The sequence below is a fragment of the Streptomyces sp. NPDC001381 genome, assembly GCF_042895685.1.
In the GTDB taxonomy this organism is placed as follows: domain Bacteria; phylum Actinomycetota; class Actinomycetes; order Streptomycetales; family Streptomycetaceae; genus Streptomyces.
The window spans coordinates 18,990-35,725 of the sequence record NZ_JBIAWO010000011.1 but is presented as its reverse complement, the minus strand read 5'-3'; the positions used below and the strand labels follow the sequence as shown (position 1 = coordinate 35,725).

The following is a 16,736-nucleotide window of genomic DNA, read 5'->3' as shown; positions in this document are numbered from 1 at the left end:
CTCGGAGGGCAGATCGCTCACTTCGCGGCTCGCTTCTCCTCGACGAGGGTGACGACGCACTCGATGACCTGGGCCAGCGTCAGCTCGGTGGTGTCCACCTCGACGGCGTCGTCCGCCTTGGCGAGGGGGGAGGTCTTGCGGGAGGAGTCGGCCGCGTCGCGCTTGATCAGCGCCTCGCGGGTGGTGTGCACGTCGGCGCCCTTGAGCTCGCCGCTGCGGCGGGCGGCCCGGGCCTCCGGGGAGGCGGTGAGGAAGATCTTCAGGTCGGCGTCGGGCAGCACGGTCGTCCCGATGTCCCGCCCCTCGACGACGATCCCCTTCTCGGCGCCCGCGGCCAGCGACCGCTGCAGCTCGGTGATCCGGGCCCGCACCTCCGGTACGGCGCTCACCGCGCTGACCTGGGAGGTGACCTCCTGGGTGCGGATCGGGCCGGCGACGTCCACGCCGTCGACGGTGATCGTCGGGTTCGCCGGGTCGGTGCCGGAGACGATCTCCGCCTTGCCGGCGACGGCGGCGATCGCCGACGGGTCCTCTATGTCGATCCCGTTGGTCACCATCCACCACGTGATCGCCCGGTACTGGGCGCCGGTGTCCAGGTAGCTCAGCCCGAGCTGGGCGGCCACGGCCTTGGACGTGCTCGACTTGCCCGTGCCGGAGGGGCCGTCGATGGCGACAATCACGGGCTGGGCGGCGCCGTTTTCCACGGGGGGACACCTTCCTGGTGCGAGGCGGTGGGTGTGCGGGGCGCGACTGTGCCCCGCACAAGGTTACCGGGCATGCGTCACCCTTCCGGCCGCACCTGGTCCGCGCGTGGTCCGCCGGCCCCCGCCGGGTGCCTACTGGCGGATCGCCCAGCCCCGCTCCCGCAGCGCGGCCGACAGCACCGGAGCCGACTTCGGCTCGACCATCAGCTGGACGAGGCCCGCCTGCTGTCCCGTCGCGTGCTCGATGCGAACGTCCTCGATGTTGACGCCCGCCCGGCCGGCGTCCGCGAAGATGCGGGCCAGCTGACCGGGCTGGTCGTCGATCAGCACCGCCACGACCTCGTACGTCCGCGGCGCGGCCCCGTGCTTCCCGGGGACGCGCACCTGCCCGGCGTTGCCGCGGCGCAGGACGTCCTCGATGCCGCCGGCGCCCTGACGGCGCTTGGCGTCGTCGGAGGACTGCAGCGCGCGCAGGGCCTGCACGGTCTCCTCAAGGTCGGCGGCGACGTCGGTGAGCAGGTCGGCGACGGGCCCGGGGTTCGCGGAGAGGATGTCGATCCACATCCGGGGGTCGGAGGCGGCGATCCGGGTCACGTCCCGGATGCCCTGTCCGCACAGCCGTACGGCGGCCTCCTCGGCCTTCTCCAGGCGGGCGGCGACCAGGCTGGAGACCAGGTGGGGCATGTGCGAGACCAGTGCGACGGCACGGTCGTGCGCGTCGGCGTCCATCACCACCGGGACGGCCCTGCAGTGCGAGACCAGTTCCAGGGCGAGGTTCAGCACCTCGGTGTCGGTGTCCCGGGTCGGGGTCAGCACCCAGGGCCGGCCCTCGAAGAGGTCGCCGGTGGCGGCCAGCGGCCCGGACTTCTCGCGGCCGGACATGGGGTGGGTGCCGATGTACGCCGACAGGTCGAGGCCGAGCGCCTGAAGCTCGCGGCGCGGACCTCCCTTGACGCTGGCCACGTCCAGGTAGCCGCGCGCCACGCCCCGGCGCATCGCGTCGGCGAGGACGGCGGCCACATGGGCGGGCGGGGCCGCGACGATCGCGAGGTCGACGGGCCCCTCGGGCGCCTCGTCGGTGCCGGCGCCCAGCGCGGCCGCCGTCCGGGCCTGTCCGGGGTCGTGGTCCTCCAGGTGGACGACGACGCCCCGCTGGGCGAGGGCCAGGGCCGCGGAGGTCCCGATGAGCCCGGTTCCGATGACGAGCGCGGTCCTCACTGGGCGATGTCCTTGCGCAGGGCGGCGGCGGCGCCGAGGTAGACGTGGCTGATCTCCGAGCGCGGCCGGTCGGACTCGATGTGCGCGAGGAGCCGTACGACCCGGGGCATCGCGCCCGCGATGTCGAGTTCCTGGGCGCAGATCAGCGGCACGTCGACGATGCCGAGCTTGCGGGCGGCGGCGGCCGGGAAGTCGCTGTGCAGGTCGGGTGTGGCCGTGAACCAGATGCTGATCAGGTCGTCCACGCTGAGGGAGTTCCGCTCCAGGACGGCGGTGAGCAGGGCCCCGACCTGCTCGTCCATGTGCCCGGCCTCGTCGCGTTCCAGTTGGACGGCTCCCCGGACCGCTCGTACCGCCACGGCGCTGCTCCTTGCTGATGTACGGCTCTTGAGGATTCCAGCCTAGTCAGCCCGCGCCGGGCCGGGTGCCCGGCGCCCGCCCGCTGAGACGGGCCGGGCCCCGGTTGCGGTGCCCCGCTAGTCCGCGTTTGGCTGTCAGGCATACGAAACGCGCACATCCTCGGAGTGACGACATGACCATCTCCCCGACCCGGCGCACCGTGCTCGTCGTGACGGGAGGCGCTGCGGCGGCCCTCGCCACGGGCTGCGGCGACGGCGGCGGTTCCTCGACCTCTAACGGAGAGTCGTCCGGCGCCTCCGCCGGCGAGCGGCTGGCGAAGACCGTCGACATCCCCGTCGGCGGCGGCAAGATCTTCGCGGGCCCGAAGATCGTCGTGACCCAGCCGACGAAGGGCGACTTCAAGGCCTTCTCCGCGGTCTGCACCCACCAGGGCTGCACGGTCGGCAGTGTCGCCGACGGCACGATCAACTGCCCGTGTCACAAGAGCGAGTTCCGCGTCGCCGACGGCTCGGTGGCCTCGGGTCCGGCGCCCCGGCCGCTGCCCGAGAAGAAGATCACCGTGACGGGCGGGACCATCACGCTGGCCTGATCACTGGTCCCACAGCGCCCCGAGCGTCACCAGCTCCCCCTGGTATTCGATCCGGTCCGCCCAGGGCGTGGGCCAGGCCTCGGCGCCGGCGTACGCGCCCGCGAAGGCGCCCGTCAGACAGGCGATGGAGTCGGAGTCGCCGGACGAGCAGGCGGCCCGGCGCAGCGCGGTCACCGGCTCGTCGGGGAAGAGCAGGAAGCACAGCAGCCCGGTGGCCAGGGCCTCCTCGGCGATCCAGCCCGCCCCGGTGGCCAGGCACGGGTCGCTCTCCGGCGCCGGGTCGCGCAGCGCCTCCGCCAGGCGGTCCAGGACACCGAGGCACTCGTCCCAGCCCCGCGCGATGAAGTGCTCGGCGGAGGGGTCCTGGCTGCGGGTCCACAGGTCGCCGAGCCAGCGGTGGTGGTAACGGGTGCGGTTGTCGAGCGCGTACGTCCGCAGCAGCCCGACCAGGCCGGCCGGGTCGGCCCCCTGCGCGAGCAGGCGTACGGCGTGGGCGGTGAGGTCGGACGCGGCGAGCGCGGTGGGGTGCCCGTGGGTGAGCGCGGACTGGAACTGGGCGGCACCGGCACGCTGTTCCTCGCTGAGGCCGGGCGCCAGGCCGACGGGGGCGACACGCATGTTGGCACCGCAGCCCTTGGAGCCGATCTGGCTGGCGTCCTGCCACAGCCGCCTCTCGTCCTTCAGCAGGTTGCAGGCGGTCATGCAGGTCCGTCCCGGGGCCCGGTTGTTCTCGGGCGACTGGTACCAGTCCACGAACTCCTCGCGCAGCGGCCGCTCCAGCCTCGTCGGCACCAGCAGCCCCCGGTCCATCGCGGTGCGCAGGGCCCGCCCCACGGCCAGCGTCATCTGGGTGTCGTCGGAGACGAGGGCGCGCTTCGGCAGCTCCATCTGCCGCCAGGGCCCGCACTTGGCGAGGATCGAGGGGACGTCGTTGAACTCGGTGGGGAAGCCGAGGGCGTCCCCGAGGGCGAGGCCCAGCAGGGATCCGGTGGCGGCGCGCTTCTTCACGGTGGTCATGGTCATGCTGAACGTCCTTCCCGGGGCGGTCGCAGCAGCGGCGGATGGAGCGCGGTGGCGGTGCCCGCGCGGTAGAGGGCGGCCGGCTTGCCGCGGCCGCCGGTCAGCCGCGCGGCTCCGGGCACGGGCTCGACGAACCCCGGTGTGGCCAGCACCTTGCGGCGGAAGTTGGGACGGTCGAGCGCCGTCCCCCACACCGTCTCGTAGACCAGCTGGAGCTCGCCGAGGGTGAACTCGGGCGGGCAGAACGCGGTCGCGAGGCAGGTGTACTCAAGTTTGGCGCCGACGCGGTCGTGGGCGTCGGCCAGGATCCGGTCGTGGTCGAAGGCGAGCGGCCCGACCGTGTCGTAGGGCAGCCAGCGGGCCTGCGCGGCGTCGCCGCCCCCCGTCGGCTCGGGCGCGTGGGGCAGCAGGGCGGCGAAGGCGACGGAGACGACCCGCATCCGGGGATCGCGGCCGGGCTCGCTGTAGGTGCGCAGTTGCTCCAGGTGCAGCCCTGTGACGTCGTCCAGGCCGGTCTCCTCGGCGAGCTCGCGGCGGGCGGCCGTCTCCGCGGACTCGTCCGGCAGCACGAACCCGCCGGGCAGCGCCCAGCGGCCGGCGTACGGCTCCTGGCCCCGCTCGACGAGCAGCACGTGCAGGGTGTCGGAGCGGATCGTGAGGACGGCCAGGTCGACGGTGACCGCGAAGGGCTCGTAGGCGTACTTGTCGTACTCCACCCCGTCGGACTCCATACGGCCACCTCTTTAATAGTCACTAGGACTATAAACAGTCGGTGATGCTTCCACAACCCCTCGTCGGGTAACCGCACCGGATGAGCGAGATCCTCGTGGGCACATGTGCGTGGACGGACCGGGCCCTGGTGGGCAGTGGCTGGTATCCGCCGGGGCGGCGGGACGCCGAGGGGCGGCTGCGGCACTACGCCGAGCGGTTTCCGGTCGTCGAGGTCGACTCGGCGTACTACGCGCTGCCCAGAGCCCGCGACAGCCGGCTGTGGGCCGAGCGGACGCCCGAGGGCTTCGTCTTCGACGTGAAGGCCTTCTCGCTGCTCACCGGTCATCCGACGCGCGCCGCGGTGATGCCGGACGGGCTGCCGGCCGATCCCCGGGACCCGAAGGTGCTCGACGCGGTGTGGGCGCGGTTCACCGAGGGGATCGAGCCGCTCCGGGCGGCCGGGCGGCTGGGCGGGGTGCTGTTCCAGTTACCGCCCTGGTTCCGGCCGGGGCGGCGGGCCGGGGCGTTCCTGCGGGAGTGCGCGGAGCGGACCGCCGGGTGGCCGGTCTCCGTGGAGTTCCGGCATCCAGGCTGGTGGCGGCCGGAGTGGGCCGGGGCGACGCGCGCCCTGCTCGCGCGGTACGGCATGGCCGCCGTCGCCGTCGACATGGCGCAGACCCTGCCCTCCTCGATCCCGCCCGTCACCGCGGTCACCTCGCCGCGGCTGTCCGTCGTGCGGTTCCACGGGCGCAGCCCCGCCTGGGGCTCGGGCAGCAAGGAGGACCGGTTCCGCCACGACTACCGCGACGAGGAACTCGCCGAGTGGGTGCCCCGGCTGCGGGACATGGCCGGGCGGGCCGAGCGGCTCCACGTCCTGTTCAACAACTGCTGCGGCGCCGCCGCCGTCCGGGCCGCCGAGGCGATGCGGCGTCTGCTCGCCGGCCAGGACCCGGCACCCGCGGCCGAACCGACGAGGACCGTCCGGTGAGTCCTGTACGGGCCACCGGACGGTCCTCGCGGAGCCCTTCGGCGGCCCCCCGGCGAAACGTCCTACAGGTCGACTTCCTTCATCAGCATGCCGACCTCGGTGTTGGACAGCCGCCGCAGCCAGCCCGACTTCTGGTCGCCCAGGGTGATCGGCCCGAAGGCGACGCGGACCAGCTTGTCGACCGGGAAGCCCGCCTCGGCGAGCATGCGGCGCACGATGTGCTTGCGGCCCTCGTGGAGGGTGACCTCGACGAGGTAGTTCTTGCCGGTCTGCTCGACGACCCGGAAGTGGTCCGCGCGCGCGTACCCGTCCTCCAGCTGGATGCCGTCCTTGAGCTTCTTGCCCAGGTCGCGCGGGATCGGGCCCACGATGTGCGCGAGGTAGGTCTTGCGCACGCCGTACTTGGGGTGGGTCAGCCGGTGCGCCAGCTCGCCGTGGTTGGTGAGCAGGATGACGCCCTCGGTCTCGGTGTCGAGCCGCCCGACGTGGAAGAGCCGGGTCTCGCGGTTGGTGACGTAGTCACCGAGGCACTGCCGCCCCTCCGGGTCCTCCATCGTGGAGACGACACCGGCCGGCTTGTTGAGCGAGAAGAACTGGTACGACTGCGTGGCCACGGTCAGGCCGTCGACCTTGACCTCGTCCTTCTCCGGGTCGACCCGCTTGCCCTGTTCGAGGACGATCTCGCCGTTGACCTCCACCCGCGCCTGCTCGATCAGCTCCTCGCAGGCCCGCCGGGAGCCGTAGCCGGCCCGCGCCAGGACCTTCTGCAGCCGCTCGCCCTCCTGCTCGGCGCCCGGGAAGGTCTTGGGCAGCTTGACGTCCTTCTTGCCCGCGTACCGCTCGCGGTTGCGCTCCTCCGCGCGCGCCTCGTACTCACGGGACCGCGCGGGCGCCGTACGTCCGCGCCCGCCGCCCTGCTGGGACTGCTTGGGGCCGCCCTTGGCGCCACCGCGCGCGGAACCGCCGCGCCCCGACTTGGGGCCGTCCGGGGAGGCGCCGGGGCCCACGTCGTAGCGGCGCTCCTCGGGGCGGGGCTTGCGGGGACGGCCCTGGCCGCCCTGCTTCTGGTCCCTGTTGTTGCCGGCCCCGCGGTAGTTACCGCGCCCGCCGCTCTTGCCGCTACCGCTGCCGCTGCCACTGCTTCGCATCAAATGTCCGTCGTCGTCGTGTTAGGCGTGTTCGTCGTGGGCCCGTCGTCCGCGTCCGGGGCGTCCGGGTCGAACGACGGTACGGCTTCCTGGGTCTCGGCCTCGATCGCCTCCGCCTCCGGGAGGAAGGGCGCGAGCTCCGGGAGCTCGTCCAGACCGCGCAGGCCCATCCGCTCCAGGAAGTAGTTCGTCGTCGCATACAGGATCGCACCTGTTTCGGGTTCCGTGCCCGCCTCCTCGACCAGACCGCGCTGCAGGAGGGTGCGCATCACACCGTCACAGTTCACTCCGCGCACCGCGGAGACCCGGCTGCGGCTGACCGGCTGACGGTACGCGACCACGGCCAGCGTCTCCAGGGCGGCCTGGGTGAGCCGGGCCTGCTGCCCGTCCAGCACGAACCGCTCCACGGCCGGGGCGTACTCGGCCCGGGTGTAGAACCGCCAGCCGCCCGCGACGAACCGCAGCTCGAAGCCGCGCCCCTGCACGGTGTACTCGTCGGCCAGCTCCCGCAGCGCGTCCGCGACCTGCCGTCGGGGCCGCTCCACGATCTTCGCGAGGTGCTCCTCGGTCGCCGGCTCGTCCACGACCATCAGGACGGCCTCCAGGGCTCCCTTGAGGTCGAGGGCGGCGACGGTCTCCTCACTCACGTCTCCTTCTCCTTCCCGGGCTCCTCGGGCGGCCGGTCGAACTCGTCGGTGACCCTCGGCGTCTCGTCCCCGTCACCACCGGTCCAGCGCACGAGCAGCTCGCCGAGCGCGGTCTCCTGGTCGAGCGCGACCGCCTTCTCCCGGTACAGCTCCAGCAACGCGAGGAACCGGGCCACGACGGTCAGGGTGTCGTCGGTGTCCTCCACGAGCGCCCGGAAGCTGGCCTCCCCCAGCTCCCGCAGCCGCGCCACCACGATCCCCGCCTGTTCCTGCACGCTCACCAGCGGCGCGTGGATGTGATCGACGTACACCTGCGGCTTGGGCCTGGGCTGCATCGCCTTCACGGCGAGTCTGGCGAATCCTTCCGCCCCGATGCTGATGACCACCTCGGGCAGCAGCTCGGCGTGATGCGGTTCGAGGCCCACGGTACGGGGGTAGCGACGGGCCTCGTGCTCCAGGCGCCCGGTGAAGACGTCGGCGACCTGCTTGTAGGCGCGGTACTGGAGCAGCCGCGCGAACAACAGGTCCCGCGCCTCCAGCAGCGCCAGGTCGGCCTCGTCCTCGACTTCGGCGGCGGGCAGCAGCCGGGCCGCCTTCAGATCGAGCAGCGTGGCCGCCACGACGAGGAACTCGGTCGTCTGGTCCAGGTCCCAGTCCGGGCCCATCGCCCGGATGTGCGCCATGAACTCGTCGGTCACCTTCGACAGCGCGACCTCGGTGACGTCCAGCTTGTGCTTGGAGATCAGCTGCAGCAGCAGATCGAAGGGACCCTCGAAGTTGGCGAGCCGCACCTTGAAGACACCGTCGGGGGCCTCCTCCGGCGCGGGGACGGGTTCCGGGGCTGGAACGGCTTCCGGAGATGGAGCGGTTTCCGGAGCAGCAGGTGCGGCAGGTTCCTGCGCGACGGCTTCCGGCACGACGGCCTCGGGCTCGGGCTCAGCGAAGGGCTCCGGCTCAGCGAAGGGCTCCGGCTCGACGGCCGGCCCCGTCTCGACCGGCACCGGTGCCGCGCCCGGCCCCCGCCCCAGCGCACGCCGGCGACCACCGGCTGCACCGGGTACGGGGCTGGGCGCGTCGTTCGAGGTCATGGCCTCCGCAGGCTACCGCTACCGGCCACGCAACCGTCGTACGAGGATGCTCGCATCCCCGCGGGTCTCCAGGTCGGCGAGCACCACCGCGACCGCTTCCCGCACGATCCGCCCCCGGTCCACGGCCAGACCGTGCTCGCCCCGGAGCACCAGACGGGCGTGCTCCAGGTCCATGAGCTCCTCGGCGGACACGTACACGGTGATCTTCTCGTCGTGCCGCTCGCGCCCGCTGGGCCGACGGGCGGCGGCCCGCCCCCGCTTGCGCGGCTGGCCCTCGCCGGCGGCGGCCGCGGCGGATCCCTCCTGGGGCTGTGCCCCCGGGCGCCGCGCGGAACGCTCCGCGGCGGCGGCCCGGCTGCGGGACTCGGCCTCGGTCTGGTCCGCGTCGGCCGCCACATGCTCGGCGCCCTCGCCGTCCCCGCCCTGCGCGGGCACGGCCTGTGGCGCGTCGTCGCCCGCCGCGACCCCGTCGCTCTCCTGGGCCGGTGCGGGCACCCGGGCCTCGCCGTTGGCCTGGCGCCGGGGTGCGGACGGCTGCAGCCCCATTCCCCCTGTCGTACGGAAGAGTTCGTCGGCCCCCGGCAGACTCACTCGGCGTGACACCGGGCGAGCACCTCCCTGGCGAGCTGGCGGTAGGCGGCGGCACCGACGGAGTTGGAGGCGTAGGTGGTGATCGGCTCACCGGCGACCGTGGTCTCCGGGAAGCGGACGGTGCGCCCGATGACCGTGTGGTAGACGTGGTCGTCGAAGGCCTCGACGACACGCGCGAGCACCTCACGGCTGTGCACGGTGCGCGAGTCGTACATGGTCGCCAGGATCCCGTCGAGCTCCAGCTCGGGGTTGAGCCGCTCCTGGACCTTCTCGATGGTCTCGGTCAGCAGGGCCACACCGCGCAGCGCGAAGAACTCGCACTCCAGCGGCACGATCACCTTGTGCGCGGCCGTCAGCGCGTTGACGGTGAGCAGGCCGAGCGAGGGCTGGCAGTCGATGACGATGTAGTCGTAGTCGTCCATCAGCGGCTTCAGCGCCCGTTGCAGGGTCGACTCGCGCGCGACCTCGCTGACCAGCTGGACCTCGGCGGCCGACAGGTCGATGTTGCTGGGCAGCAGGTCCATGTTGGGGACCGCGGTCTTCAGGAGCACCTCGTCGGCCGACATGCCCCGCTCCATGAGCAGGTTGTAGACCGTGAGGTCGAGCTCCATCGGGTTGACACCGAGACCGACCGACAGCGCGCCCTGCGGGTCGAAGTCCACGAGCAGCACCCGGCGTCCGTACTCCGCGAGCGCGGCACCCAGGTTGATGGTCGACGTGGTCTTGCCGACGCCGCCCTTCTGGTTGCACATCGCGATGATCGTCGCGGGACCGTGCTGGGTCAGCGGTCCCGGGATCGGGAAGTACGGCAGCGGGCGTCCGGTCGGGCCGATGCGCTCCCGGCGCTGACGGGCAGCGTCGGGCGCGAGCGTGGCCGCGTACTCCGGGTCCGGCTCGTATTCGGCGTCGGGGTCGTAGAAGTGCCCGTCGGGCAGTTCGTCGTAGTCGGCGAAGTGGTTGTGGGGCGCGCCACTCCCGTCGCCGGCCATGGCGTTCACGTGATGACCGTCCATGCTCTGGTGTGCTGACAGAGCCGTATGGGGGCTGGTCTGGCTCTGGTGGGCTGCGAAGGTTCGGACAGCGACGGAGCCGACAGCCTCGAGCCCCGTGGGGCCCGGGCCCCGCGTAGGCATTCCTGGTTGACCACCCCCGGGAGAAAATGTCGACTCATTCACAAGTCGTCTTACCTCCTTGGTGACCAGGAAACTTCTAGACAAGGTCAGCGTGGCACCATGCCGACGGTTGGCGACTCTATGGCGTGTCGGGCGTCCGCAGCAACACAATCCGCCGGACCCGGCCCGATGTGTCGGCAATGAAACATCCCGCTGTCAAGGGCGTACGGCCGTCGCACAGCAGGTTCGACCGGTGTACGAATCGGTCGAAGGGTTGTGTTCGAGGCGAGTTGACCGAGAGCCGCAAAGTGACCATACACACACCTGGCCGGACCTTGCGGGCAAGGTCCGGCCGGTCGTGCGCCATTGACGCGTCTTGTTGACGTATCGCCTTTACGAAAAGGTGACTTGATCCGGGCGCCCGGTGGAAGGGATCAGCCGAGGAGCTGGTCGAGCTCCAGGTGCTCCAGGCCGTGCGCCTCGGCCACCTCGCGGTAAACGACCTTGCCGTCATGGGTGTTGAGACCCCTGGCGAGCGCGGCGTCACGGCGCAGCGCCTCCGCCCAGCCCCGGTTCGCGAGTTCGACGATGTAGGGCAGCGTGGCGTTGGTGAGCGCGTAGGTGGAGGTGTTGGGAACCGCGCCGGGCATGTTGGCGACGCAGTAGAAGACCGAGTTGTGGACCTGGAAGGTCGGCTCGGCGTGGGTGGTCGGACGGGAGTCCTCGAAGCAGCCGCCCTGGTCGATCGCGATGTCGACAAGGACACTTCCCGGCTTCATCCGGGACACCAGCTCGTTGGTGACCAGCTTGGGGGCCTTGGCGCCCGGGATGAGGACGGCGCCGATGACGAGGTCGGCGTCGAGGACGGCCTTCTCGAGTTCGAAGGCGTTGGACATGATCGCCCGGACCTTGGTGCCGAAGACCTTGTCGGCCTCGCGCAGCTTGTTGATGTCGCGGTCGAGCAGCGTGACGTGGAAGCCCATGCCGACGGCGATCTGCGTGGCGTTCCAGCCGGAGACGCCGCCGCCGATGACGACGGCCTTGGCGGGCTGGGTGCCCGGGACGCCACCGGGGAGCACACCCCGGCCGCCGGCCGAGCGCATCAGGTGGTAGGCGCCGACCTGCGGGGCGAGGCGGCCCGCGACCTCCGACATCGGGGCGAGCAGCGGCAGGGCGCGGCTGGGGAGCTCGACGGTCTCGTATGCGATCGCCGTGGTGCCGGACTCGATGAGCGCGTCCGTGCACTCCTTGGAGGCGGCCAGGTGCAGGTAGGTGAAGAGCGTCTGGTCCTTGCGGAGACGGTGGTACTCCTCGGCGACGGGCTCCTTGACCTTCAGCAGCAGGTCGGCGGTGGCCCAGACCTCGTCGGCCGTCTCCAGGATCCGGGCACCGGCGGCCACGTACTCCTCGTCGGCGATCGACGAACCGACGCCGGCGTTTCGCTCGATGACGACCTGGTGGCCGTGGCGCACCAGCTCATGCACGCCGGCGGGGGTGATGGCCACCCGGAACTCGTTGTTCTTGACCTCGCGGGGGATGCCGACCTTCACGTCGATCACGGTCCTTGGCTCAGAGGATGGGACGGGGCATAGCAATACATACCCGGATGGAAGGGGTACATCGGGGTACACCGCAGGAGAAGGTGCGGCAGAGCCAGTCTAATGAAGGTGTTCCCGCTGTCTAGCCTTTCAATGCATCAATCTTCAGCGGATGTACTACGGATTTCGCAGGCGTTAGGGCTGTGTTCCGGCCGATTCGGGGTCCGGACCCCGGTCCTGCGGCCCCTCGCCCAGCAGACGCTCGGCCGCGCCGCGGTGCAGCCGGGCGGCCGTCGGATCGCCCAGGTGCTCCAGGGTGTCGGCCAGCCGCAGCCGCACCGCCGCCTGCAGCCGGGTGTCCTCGGCGCGCCGCGCCCACTCCAGCGCCTCCTCGCAGGTGCGCAGCGACTCCTCGGGCCGGCCGGCGTACTCCTGGACCCGCGCCAGCTCGCTCAACGCCCGCGCGCAGGCGGCCACATCGCCGTTCTTGCGGTGGCCGGCCACCGACGCCCGCCAGGACCGCTGTGCCTCGCCGTAGCGGCCCGCGTAGGTGTGCGCGGTGGCGATCCGGCCGTACAGCCGGGCGGCGTCCGCGCGCTCGTCGCGGGCCAGACGCTGGGCGAGGGCCCGGCCGAACCAGTCGGCGGCCCGTTCGTAGTCGCCCAGCTCCAGATGCGCCCCGCCTACGGATTCCATCGCGCGGCCGGTCGCGTACGGGTCGTGCGCCGCCCGTCCGGCGTCCAGGGCCGCCCGGTAGCGCACCAGCGCCTCCGCCGTGCGTCCGGTCCGCGCGTCCACGTCGGCCAGGTTCAGCAGGGCGGCGGCCTTCTCCCGGGGCAGGCCGCGGCGCTCGGCCACGTCGAGGACGAGCTGATGGATGCCGTACAGGTCGGGCGCGGCCGCCTGGGTGCCGAGGTGCGCGACCATCGTCCGCACCAGCTGGGACATCAGCCGGCGGGCCAGCGTGTCCAGCTCCCCGTCCGCGACGGCCGCCCGGGCCGCGGCGAGCAGGGCCGGACGGCGGACGTCCAGCCAGTCGGCGGCGTCGCGCGGGGTGGGGAAGCGCAGAGCCCGGGGGGTGCCCTGGAGCTTCTCGCGGGCCTGGGGGTTGTCGGGCTCGGTGACGGCCCGGCAGGACTGGAGCAGCCGTACGGTCCGCTCGAGCATGCGGGCGCGGGCCAGCTTGAGCTCGGCCGGGCGGTCGTGGGTCTCGGCGGCGGCGCGGAGCAGGGGGTGCAGCGCGCCGGGGACCTCGTACTGGGGCAGCGGGGAGTCGACGGGCCGCAGCAGGCCGAGGGCGGTGAGGTCGTCCAGGGTGGTGCGGGCGGTGCCGATCGAGCAGCCGGCGAGCGCGGAGGCGGTGTGCGGGTCGACCAGTCCCGCGGGGGCGAGCGAGAGCAGGCGCAGGGTGCGGGCGGCGGGGGCGGGCAAGGAGGTGTGGACGAGCCCGAAGACACGGCTGAGCGGGGTGCCCGCGGAATCCTCGGCCATCTCCGCGTGCAGCTGCTTGGCGAGGTCGGAGACGGCCGCCTGGGGGCGGGCGGCGAGCCAGCCGCCCGCGAGGATCAGCGCGGTGGGCTGGCCCTGGCAGGCCTCGACCAGGGCCTCGGCGGCGCGCGGGTCGACGGTGACGCGGACCGAGCCGGTGTAGCGGGTGAGCAGTTCCAGGGCCGACTTGGTGTCGAGGCCGCCCAGGGTGCAGGGGCGGACGTCCGAGATGCCGGTCAGGGGGCCCGCGGAGACCGCGACGAGCAGGCATTCGGGGGTGTCCGGCAGCAGCGCGTCGACCTGTTCCGCCCCCACCGCGTCGTCCAGCAGGATCAGCGCGCGCCGGTCGGCGAGGGCCTCGCGCAGGGTGGCCGCGAGCTCGTCCTCGTCGGCGCCGGCCGGGGTGGGCAGGTCCAGGGCGGCGAGCAGTTCGCGGGCGGCGCGCTCGACGGGGACGGGAGTCCCGTCGGGCTCGGCGAGCCGGGCGCGCAGGACACCGTCGCGGTAGCGGCCGGCGACCTGCCGTACGAGTTCCTCGGCGAGTGCCGTACGCCCGGATCCGGGCCGGCCCGCGATGAGGAGCACACGAGCGCGGGGCGCCTTCTTCCCGGTCAGGGTGTCCAGGCCGGTGCGCTCGATGTCGGCGCGCAGTTCCTTCAACTCCCGGGTCCGGCCCAGGAAATGGCCCTGTGTCGCAGCGTGTCCGGACAGCTGCACGCCGCCTGTGTCCACTGCCTGATCCGTCACGGGCCACACTCCCGTCCCACGCGCACGCCGGCCCGCCGGGACTCCGGATCGGGCGATTCCAGAGCCTAGTTCACGCTCTGCGACGTTCCGTGCGGCGGACGGTGGGGCACGGCCGGGACGTCCCCCGATCGGATCAAGCGATCTTCACACCGCAGCCTGTCGATCGTCACGCCGCGGTCCGCCGACCGCCGGAGCCGACCGCGGGACCGCCGATCGTCACCTCGCAGCCCGCCCCTCGTCGGGGTGTGGGCCGACCCGGCATAGGGCGTCCCGGCGAGGGCCGTCCCGGCGAGGGGCTCAGGCCTCGAACGGGCGGGCCGGCCAGGGCGCCTCGGCGGGACGCAGCGCGTCGAGGCCGTCCCCGGCGCGCGCGGCCACGAACGACAGCACGCCCACGACGAGGCAGTTGTTGTGCACGTCCCCCGCGAGCACCGCCCTGACGAGCTCGTCGACCGGCACCCGCGCGTGCTCCATGTCGGCCTCCTCGTCCTCGACCTCGAAGCGCTGCCCGTCGGCCTCGGACAGCCCCCGGGCGAGGAAGATCCGCACGGACTCGTCACAGCCGCCGGGGGTCGTGTACACGTCGGTCAGAACGCGCCACTCCTCGGCCTTGACGTGCGCCTCCTCGTACAGCTCGCGCTGGGCGGCGTGCAGCGGGTTCTCGCCGGGCACGTCGAGCAGGCCGGCCGGGATCTCCCAGAGCTTGTGCCGCACGGGGTGGCGGTACTGCTTGATCAGCAGCACCCGGTCCTCGTCGTCGAGGGCGAGGACGGCCACGGAACCGGGGTGGACCTGATAGTCGCGGCCGACCACCGAGCCGTCGGGCATGACCACCTCGTCGGTGCGCACGGAGGTCTTGTTGCCCACGAAGGGGGTCCCCGTGGACCGGATCTCCCACGCCTCGGGGGTGTCCTTGATCGTCATTGCCCTCTGCCGTCCTTCCACCTGCGCGAACGAAAACCGGGGTGCTCACCGTTGAAGGGATGCACCCCGGCCACCGTACAAGCTGGTGTGTTACTTGGAATTCTCCCGCGGACCCTCGGTCCGCTGACGCTCGACCGCCGCCTTCACCAGGCCGGCGAACAGCGGGTGCGGACGCGTCGGCCGCGAGCGCAGCTCGGGGTGCGCCTGCGTGGCGACCAGGTAGGGGTGGACGTCGCGGGGGTACTCGACGTACTCGACGAGCTTGCCGTCCGGCGAGGTGCCGGAGAACAGGATGCCCGCCTTCTTCTCCAGCTCGGCGCGGTAGGCGTTGTTCACCTCGTACCGGTGACGGTGCCGCTCCTCGACGTACTCCTTGCCGTCGTACACCTCACGGACGATGGAGCCCTCCGCCAGCTTGGCCGGATACATGCCCAGGCGCATCGTTCCGCCCATGTCGCCCTCGCCCGCGACGATGTCGAGCTGCTCGGCCATGGTGGAGATGACGGGGTGGGCGGTGGCCGCGTCGAACTCGGTGGAGTTGGCGTCGGAGATGCCGGCCAGGTTGCGGGCCGCCTCGATCACGATGCACTGCAGGCCCAGGCAGAGGCCCAGCAGCGGGATCCTGTTCTCGCGGGCGTAGCGAATCGCGCCGACCTTGCCGAGCACACCGCGGTCGCCGAAGCCGCCGGGGATGCAGACGCCGTCGACGTCGGCGAGCTGCGCCTTGGCTCCGGCCGGGGTCTTGCAGTCGTCGGAGGTGACCCACTTGATCTTCACGCGGGCCTTGTGGGCGAAGCCGCCGGCGCGCAGTGCCTCGGTGACCGAGAGGTAGGCGTCGGGCAGGTCGATGTACTTGCCGACCAGGGCGAGGGTGATCTCGTGGTCGGGGTTGTGGACCCGGTCGAGCAGGTCGTCCCAGGTGGTCCAGTCCACGTCGCGGAACGGCAGGTCCAGCTTGCGGACGACATAGGCGTCCAGACCCTCGCCGTGCACGGTCTTCGGGATGTCGTAGATCGAGCGGGCGTCGGGGCAGGCGACCACGGCCGCCTCGTCGACGTCGCACATCAGCGAGATCTTGCGCTTGATCGCGGTCGGCACCTCGCGGTCGCAGCGCAGCACGATCGCGTCCGGCTGGATACCGATGTTGCGCAGGGCGGCCACGGAGTGCTGGGTGGGCTTCGTCTTCAGCTCACCGGACGGGCCGATGTAGGGCAGGAGAGAGATGTGGACCACGAAGACGTTGTCCCGGCCGACCTCGTGCCGGACCTGGCGGACGGTCTCCAGGAAGGGCAGCGACTCGATGTCGCCGACCGTGCCGCCGACCTCGGTGATCACGACGTCGACCTCGTCGGTCGCCATCCGGCGGATGCGGTGCTTGATCTCGTTGGTGATGTGCGGGATGACCTGAACGGTGTCGCCCAGGTACTCGCCGCGGCGCTCCTTGGCGATCACCGTCGAGTAGACCTGACCGGTGGTGACGTTCGCCGAGCCGTCCAGGTCGCGGTCGAGGAAGCGCTCGTAGTGGCCGATGTCCAGGTCGGTCTCGGCGCCGTCGTTGGTGACGAACACCTCACCGTGCTGGAAGGGGTTCATCGTGCCCGGGTCGACGTTCAGGTACGGGTCGAGCTTCTGCATCACGACGCGCAGGCCCCGCGCCTTGAGCAGCATGCCGAGGCTGGAGGCCGTCAGGCCCTTGCCGAGCGAGGAGGCGACACCCCCGGTGACGAAGATGTGCTTGGTCGTCGTAGATTTCGGCGGCATGGCCAAGAGGGGGCTCCCGTGGTGGCGGTCTGGGGTCGCTGCGGTTCGGGGGTTTCGAGCCCACCGGTCCACGGGCTACCAGGGTATCAGCGCCTCGGGGAC

15 protein-coding genes and 1 pseudogene are annotated in these 16,736 nt (G+C 72.1%); 2 read left to right on the top strand and 14 right to left on the bottom strand.

Translation table 11 applies throughout. The features are described 5' to 3' along the window. Window positions 1-17 precede the first annotated feature (17 nt). The 3 genes from cmk to aroH all read right to left on the bottom strand — a co-directional run bounded on the left by cmk (window position 18) and on the right by aroH (window position 2,281). Window positions 18-704, bottom strand: coding sequence for a (d)CMP kinase (gene cmk, locus ACFY2L_RS33100; protein WP_390824195.1), 687 nt, complete (start codon window positions 702-704; stop codon window positions 18-20). 132 nt (window positions 705-836) lie between these two features. Then, window positions 837-1,922 (bottom strand): prephenate dehydrogenase, encoded by a 1,086-nt coding sequence (locus ACFY2L_RS33095; RefSeq protein ID WP_390660654.1) that lies wholly within the window; start codon window positions 1,920-1,922, stop codon window positions 837-839. Further along, entirely contained in the window at window positions 1,919-2,281 is a 363-nt protein-coding gene (gene aroH, locus ACFY2L_RS33090; RefSeq protein ID WP_390660653.1) for a chorismate mutase, read from the bottom strand. Before aroH ends, ACFY2L_RS33095 begins: the two co-directional genes overlap by 4 nt. A 173-nt stretch (window positions 2,282-2,454) precedes the next feature. On the opposite strand from aroH, the gene ACFY2L_RS33085 reads away from it, so the two are divergent. Further along, window positions 2,455-2,871 (top strand): Rieske (2Fe-2S) protein, encoded by a 417-nt coding sequence (locus ACFY2L_RS33085; RefSeq protein ID WP_390660652.1) that lies wholly within the window; start codon window positions 2,455-2,457, stop codon window positions 2,869-2,871. Here the strand turns inward: ACFY2L_RS33085 and ACFY2L_RS33080 are convergent, their stop codons facing one another. Both ACFY2L_RS33080 and ACFY2L_RS33075 read right to left on the bottom strand, forming a co-directional pair. Beyond that, the gene (locus tag ACFY2L_RS33080) at window positions 2,872-3,894 is read right to left on the bottom strand and encodes an ADP-ribosylglycohydrolase family protein (RefSeq protein ID WP_390824194.1); all 1,023 of its coding nucleotides are present in this window, start codon (window positions 3,892-3,894) and stop codon (window positions 2,872-2,874) included. Beyond that, a complete protein-coding gene (locus ACFY2L_RS33075) occupies window positions 3,891-4,622 on the bottom strand; it encodes an NUDIX domain-containing protein (RefSeq protein ID WP_390824193.1) in 732 nt (243 codons plus the stop codon). Before ACFY2L_RS33075 ends, ACFY2L_RS33080 begins: the two co-directional genes overlap by 4 nt. Window positions 4,623-4,702: 80 nt before the next feature. Between ACFY2L_RS33075 and ACFY2L_RS33070 the strand changes: the two genes are divergently transcribed. Continuing rightward, a complete protein-coding gene (locus ACFY2L_RS33070; protein WP_390824192.1) occupies window positions 4,703-5,590 on the top strand; it encodes a DUF72 domain-containing protein in 888 nt (295 codons plus the stop codon). Between the two features lie 62 nt (window positions 5,591-5,652). Here ACFY2L_RS33070 and ACFY2L_RS33065 read toward each other — a convergent pair whose 3' ends face one another. From ACFY2L_RS33065 to ACFY2L_RS33025, 9 genes and pseudogenes are all read right to left on the bottom strand, one after another. After that, window positions 5,653-6,738: a pseudouridine synthase gene (locus ACFY2L_RS33065; RefSeq protein ID WP_390660648.1), complete on the bottom strand. Its 1,086-nt coding sequence runs from the start codon at window positions 6,736-6,738 to the stop codon at window positions 5,653-5,655. Next, on the bottom strand, window positions 6,738-7,385 hold the full coding sequence (gene scpB / locus ACFY2L_RS33060; RefSeq protein ID WP_390660647.1) for an SMC-Scp complex subunit ScpB: 648 nt from the start codon (window positions 7,383-7,385) through the stop codon (window positions 6,738-6,740). The genes ACFY2L_RS33065 and scpB overlap by 1 nt, the downstream gene beginning before the upstream one ends. Further along, the gene (locus tag ACFY2L_RS33055; RefSeq protein ID WP_390824191.1) at window positions 7,382-8,473 is read right to left on the bottom strand and encodes a segregation and condensation protein A; all 1,092 of its coding nucleotides are present in this window, start codon (window positions 8,471-8,473) and stop codon (window positions 7,382-7,384) included. Before ACFY2L_RS33055 ends, scpB begins: the two co-directional genes overlap by 4 nt. Window positions 8,474-8,491: 18 nt before the next feature. Then, entirely contained in the window at window positions 8,492-9,076 is a 585-nt protein-coding gene (locus tag ACFY2L_RS33050; protein ID WP_390660645.1) for a hypothetical protein, read from the bottom strand. Continuing rightward, window positions 9,061-10,197, bottom strand: a complete 1,137-nt coding sequence (locus tag ACFY2L_RS33045) for a ParA family protein (RefSeq protein ID WP_390660644.1) — start codon at window positions 10,195-10,197, stop codon at window positions 9,061-9,063. Before ACFY2L_RS33045 ends, ACFY2L_RS33050 begins: the two co-directional genes overlap by 16 nt. Before the next feature lie 413 nt (window positions 10,198-10,610). Further along, window positions 10,611-11,726, bottom strand: coding sequence for an alanine dehydrogenase (ald, locus tag ACFY2L_RS33040; RefSeq protein ID WP_390660930.1), 1,116 nt, complete (start codon window positions 11,724-11,726; stop codon window positions 10,611-10,613). A 146-nt stretch (window positions 11,727-11,872) separates the two neighbouring features. Next, window positions 11,873-13,949 (bottom strand): annotated as a pseudogene (locus tag ACFY2L_RS33035) (tetratricopeptide repeat protein). A gap of 297 nt (window positions 13,950-14,246) precedes the next feature. Continuing rightward, window positions 14,247-14,873, bottom strand: coding sequence for an NUDIX domain-containing protein (locus tag ACFY2L_RS33030; protein ID WP_390824190.1), 627 nt, complete (start codon window positions 14,871-14,873; stop codon window positions 14,247-14,249). A 90-nt stretch (window positions 14,874-14,963) separates the two neighbouring features. After that, window positions 14,964-16,634, bottom strand: coding sequence for a CTP synthase (locus ACFY2L_RS33025; RefSeq protein WP_390660929.1), 1,671 nt, complete (start codon window positions 16,632-16,634; stop codon window positions 14,964-14,966). Window positions 16,635-16,736: the final 102 nt, after the last annotated feature.

Excerpts from the sequence above, each read along its gene's own strand:
- ACFY2L_RS33085 (WP_390660652.1), top strand. The coding sequence starts at position 2,455 with ATGACCATCTCCCCGACCCGGCGCACCGTGCTCGTCGTGACGGGAGGC.
- ACFY2L_RS33080 (WP_390824194.1), bottom strand. The coding sequence starts at position 3,894 with ATGACCATGACCACCGTGAAGAAGCGCGCCGCCACCGGATCCCTGCTG.
- ACFY2L_RS33075 (WP_390824193.1), bottom strand. The coding sequence starts at position 4,622 with ATGGAGTCCGACGGGGTGGAGTACGACAAGTACGCCTACGAGCCCTTC.
- ACFY2L_RS33070 (WP_390824192.1), top strand. The coding sequence starts at position 4,703 with ATGAGCGAGATCCTCGTGGGCACATGTGCGTGGACGGACCGGGCCCTG.
- ACFY2L_RS33065 (WP_390660648.1), bottom strand. The coding sequence starts at position 6,738 with ATGCGAAGCAGTGGCAGCGGCAGCGGTAGCGGCAAGAGCGGCGGGCGC.
- ACFY2L_RS33055 (WP_390824191.1), bottom strand. The coding sequence starts at position 8,473 with ATGACCTCGAACGACGCGCCCAGCCCCGTACCCGGTGCAGCCGGTGGT.
- ACFY2L_RS33045 (WP_390660644.1), bottom strand. The coding sequence starts at position 10,197 with ATGCCTACGCGGGGCCCGGGCCCCACGGGGCTCGAGGCTGTCGGCTCC.
- ACFY2L_RS33030 (WP_390824190.1), bottom strand. The coding sequence starts at position 14,873 with ATGACGATCAAGGACACCCCCGAGGCGTGGGAGATCCGGTCCACGGGG.
- ACFY2L_RS33025 (WP_390660929.1), bottom strand. The coding sequence starts at position 16,634 with ATGCCGCCGAAATCTACGACGACCAAGCACATCTTCGTCACCGGGGGT.